This window comes from Lacinutrix himadriensis (assembly GCF_001418105.1).
In the GTDB taxonomy this organism is placed as follows: domain Bacteria; phylum Bacteroidota; class Bacteroidia; order Flavobacteriales; family Flavobacteriaceae; genus Oceanihabitans; species Oceanihabitans himadriense.
In genome coordinates this window covers 1-3358 of the sequence record NZ_LIQI01000010.1, presented here as the reverse complement: position 1 = coordinate 3358, position 3358 = coordinate 1, and the positions used below count along the sequence as shown (strand labels likewise).

At 32.6% G+C, this 3358-nt stretch carries 4 protein-coding genes; all 4 read left to right on the top strand.

Annotated features, from left to right (window positions below; genetic code table 11):
- Positions 1-637: 637 nt before the first annotated feature.
- Entirely contained in the window at positions 638-1165 is a 528-nt protein-coding gene (locus AMD28_RS02175) for a hypothetical protein (protein WP_055442531.1), read from the top strand.
- Between the two features lie 169 nt (positions 1166-1334).
- Entirely contained in the window at positions 1335-2129 is a 795-nt protein-coding gene (locus AMD28_RS02170) for a cation efflux transmembrane domain-containing protein (RefSeq protein ID WP_162838496.1), read from the top strand.
- A gap of 180 nt (positions 2130-2309) precedes the next feature.
- Positions 2310-2918, top strand: coding sequence for a hypothetical protein (locus AMD28_RS02165; RefSeq protein ID WP_055442529.1), 609 nt, complete (start codon positions 2310-2312; stop codon positions 2916-2918).
- A gap of 197 nt (positions 2919-3115) precedes the next feature.
- Positions 3116-3358 (top strand): transposase (locus AMD28_RS02160; protein WP_055442521.1); only part of this gene is annotated, 243 nt, incomplete at its 3' end.

Below are 3358 nucleotides of genomic sequence, written 5' to 3'. Positions count from 1 at the left end.
ACACACAACATCGCATAAAAATAATGCGTAGATTAGTACTTAAACAAAGAACAGTGCACTTTTGCTACTTCTGATTTTCCTGCGGAAAATCCTCGCACACAAAAACGCACTATTCTTATACGTAACCGTTATATACAATTGCTCTGAAATTGTAACTCCTAATAAAACCGAATTACTAAAACCATAATTCATCGGAATTTTTTCTCACTCAAACTTTGAATTTAAAAACAAACTCTGAATCTCACTCAAACGGAATTTAAGCTTGTTTGCGGAACTTTAAGTTGTTTGTAAAACTTAATATAATACTGAATTTAATTCTACAGAAATATCACTCAAATGGAAAATCACTTATGCAGAAAAAAGCCTGGTTTTCTTTACGAGATTTTTTTGAGTTTTAAGAAGATAAATCCAACTCTAAAAATTTCGGAAAACTATTTCTGAATTTTTGCAGAACGCTCTCACTCTACTCTATCGCAAAAGTATATAACAACGCATAAAAAAAATTGCTATATTTAGAACAAAATTTAAAGATCGTTGCACTTTTGCTACATCTGAATTTCCTACGGAAATTCCTCGCACGCAAAAACGCAACTCTTTTTATACAAAACCGTTGGCAACAAGCTAAAAAAAATCCCGAATGAATCAAAATCTGGAACAAATATTTGAATTAGAAACTGCCGAAAAATATAACGAGGCGTATTCTGAATATCAAAAACTGATTTCGGAAAATAATGCGGAATTTGAAACGTGGAAATATTATTTCTTCTTTTTGTGGTCTATGATTGAAGATGTTAATGGTCAATTTAAGAAAGATATTGATTTGCGAACTGAATTGGAATCTGAATTAAAAAATGGATTGAATAAATACTCGGAATTGGCTGAATTTAATTTTATAGCTGGATATGCGATTTCAATTTTTCCATACGAATTTGGAGATTATGAAGAACTAGAAATTAAAGGAAAAGAAATGCTAAAAAAAGCGTTTGAATTGGAACAATCTAATCCGATTTACAAAATGGTTTATTTAGGTTCAAAGAGTCTGAATGACAAAGAACAGAGTTTATATAAAAAGGCTTGTGATGAATCAAAACTGATTTTAAAAACAAAACATAGCGGAAAAGGATTATTGAACGAATATTATAATCAAGTATTTAATCGTGAATAAGAAAAGCCAGTTGCCAACATCGCATAAAAATAATGCGTAGATTAGTGCTTAAACAAGAGTTAGTGCATTTTTGTTACATCTGATTTTCCTGCGGAAAATCCTCGCACACAAAACCGCACTATTCTTATACGTAACCGTTGTAAGTAATGCCGAAAAACCCAGAAACCGAGTGAATAAAACGATATTTGAAATTACCAAAATGGACTGTCCTTCAGAGGAAAATCTAATCCGAATGAAATTGGACGGAATTTCAAGTATTGCGAATCTGGACTTTGATATTCCGAATCGAAAATTGACTGTTTTTCACAGCGGAGAAATTGACCAAATCGAAAAGTCAGTTATCGAACTGAATTTAGGCGGAAAAAAAATCTCAACGGAACAAACCGACCAAACGGAATTTAAAGAAAACGCAAACCAAAAAAAGCTACTTTGGTCTGTACTTGCAATCAATTTTGCTTTTTTCATTATCGAAATGACAACAGGAATTATCTCAAAATCAATGGGACTTGTTGCAGACAGTTTGGATATGCTTGCCGACAGTTTCGTGTACGGAATTAGTTTGTTTGCGGTTGGAGGAACTATAGTTAAGAAAAAGCGGATTGCAAAACTTGCTGGATATTTTCAAATAACACTTGCGATTATTGGATTTGTGGAAGTTTTAAGAAGATTTTTTGGAGACGAGAAACTTCCCGATTTTTCGACAATGATTATCGTTTCGATTTTTGCACTTATCGCAAACGGAATTTGTCTTTACATTTTGCAAAAGTCAAAAAGCAAAGAAGAGGCTCATATGAAAGCGAGTATGATTTTTACATCAAATGACGTGATTATCAATTTAGGAGTAATAATTGCTGGAATTTTGGTAAATTGGTTGAGTTCGAGTAAACCTGATTTAATTATCGGAACAATCGTTTTTATTTTGGTAATTCAAGGAGCGTTTCGGATTTTGAAATTAAGTAAGTGAATGAAAAAAGCACTACTTACAACAACGTATATAATCCATTGCTAGTGAGAGCCTACTTACGAAAATCCTCGCGGATTTTCTATTCGGTTTTTATTTGCTAAATTACGTGCTAAACAACGCAACGTATCATATACAAAACCGTTGTGCGTCATACGCGAAAGAAATCCTGAAATCAAGAAAATGCCTGAATTAAGCAATATACAGACTTATGAAAAATTAATCGGAAATGATTATAAACCGACTTTGAAAAAATTCACAAAAGTTTTAAAACAAATTGGAGTTTGGAATGCAGAAATTAAAAAGGATTTTGACTCACTCAAATGGAAAATTGAAGATAATGGATTTGTATTTTTTTCCAATTCAGACTACGGATTTTATAAAACTACATTTTCGGAAATAAAAGTACGACCACTCATTATGGCTTGGACACCTGCGATTGACAAAACGTTTAAAGAAAATTGGATTTCTTGCGACTTGCTAATCGAATCCCAAACAATAAATGATTACAAAAACGGAAAGTATAAAGATTTTGTTTTTTCACTTGTCACAAGACTAGTAAAAGAAATGGCAAAAGAATTTAACCAAACTGGAATTTATTTTACTGACGAAGCCCAAGATGGCGAAGATTTTGACGGAATTAGAACGACTGACAAGAATAAACTTTGGAATTTTGATTATGCTCTAATCCCAAACAAACTGAAAGAACTTTACGGAGAAAAACCAAATAATTATAATATTAAAGAAACTGCCAATTGGATTGAATCTTGGAATTTGGAAAATTGGAATTAAAACAAGAAGTACGAACGCACAACATCGTGTATAATTAATTGCTTGGTTCTAGCCTACTTGCGAATATTCCTGCGGAATATTCACGGGTTCGTAAATGTTTGTTAACTTAGTCCCTAAACCACGCAACTAACCATACACAAGACCGTTAGCAAACAGTTTGACCCGTCCTAAAATAAGGCTACATAATTTTAAACATTATGTACAGAAATGACAAAGTAATTAGACGTTACAGCGAACCTTTTAAATTAAAAATTTTAGCCGAACTTACAACCGGAAAACACACAAAGAGCGAACTTTGTAAACTCTACTCTATCGCACCTACAACTGTTAACGAGTGGATTAAAAAGTACAATCGTAAAGACTTAATGAACACCAGAGTAAAAGTGGAAACGAAAGACGAAATATCTAGAATTAAGGCACTTCAAAAAGAGGTTGAACTG

Bases quoted from the DNA above. Each gene is read 5' to 3' on its own strand.
- AMD28_RS02175 (WP_055442531.1), top strand. From the start codon at position 638: ATGAATCAAAATCTGGAACAAATATTTGAATTAGAAACTGCCGAAAAA.
- AMD28_RS02165 (WP_055442529.1), top strand. From the start codon at position 2,310: ATGCCTGAATTAAGCAATATACAGACTTATGAAAAATTAATCGGAAAT.